The organism is Streptomyces sp. Ru73 (assembly GCF_002920575.1).
Taxonomy (GTDB): domain Bacteria; phylum Actinomycetota; class Actinomycetes; order Streptomycetales; family Streptomycetaceae; genus Streptomyces.
Genome location: NZ_PQSQ01000225.1, coordinates 1 through 818 on the forward strand (window position 1 = coordinate 1; position 818 = coordinate 818).

Annotated in this window: 1 pseudogene; it reads left to right on the top strand. The window is 80.7% G+C overall.

What is annotated here, in order from left to right:
- Nucleotides 1-405: 405 nt before the first annotated feature.
- Nucleotides 406-818 (top strand): annotated as a pseudogene (locus C3486_RS37750) (ABC transporter ATP-binding protein); the annotation flags it as partial.

Sequence of the window (818 nt, forward strand, 5' to 3'; positions counted from 1 at the left end):
CCCCCAGCGGGCCGCCGCGGACGGTCCCGCCCCGGCGGCCTCCGACGCGCGGGCCACCGGCCCGGCGGCTCCCGGCACGGCTGCGGGCCCTTCGGCTGCGGGCCCTTCGGCTGCGGACCCCTTGACCGCGGCCCCGGCCGCCCCCGGACCCGCCCCTGCGGCGGACCGCCCGGCTCCGGCGGACCGCCCGGCTCCGGCGAACGGCCCGGCGCCGACGGAACCCGCCGCGCCCGCGCCCGAGATGACCGCGGCGCGCGTGGTGGCGCTCGGGCAGCGGTGGTCGGTGGAACGGCGGGGTGAGCAGTGAGGCCGGGCGGTACGGCGGGCGTCCGCGCTGAGCGGCCCGCGGCGGGAGAGGAACGGACGACGGTGGCCGGCGGGGACGGCAACGGGAGCGGGAGCGACATGCGCGGCAGTGGCGGAAGAACGGACGGCGGCGTACGGCTGCGCGACGCGGCCCGGCGGTTCCTGGGCCGGCGGCGCGCGGTCGTCGCGCGGCTGGCTGCGTGGTCCGTGGCCGAGGCGGCCCAGACGTTCCTGCTCGGCTTCGCGGTCGCCCGGGCGGTCGACGACGGCTTCCTCCTCGGCCGGCTCACCGTGGGCCTGGGCTGGCTGGCCGCCGCGGCGCTGGCCGTCGCGGTCGGCGCGTACGGCACGGGCCGGGTCTACCGGCTCCGTCGCCGACCTGGTCGAACCGCTCCGCGACGAACTGCTGCGACGGGTCGTCACCCGCGCGCTGCGGGCGGCCGACCACGGTGCCGTATCCCGCGCCGCGCACCAGGTGGAGATCGCGCGCGACACCTTCGGCGGGCTGGTGA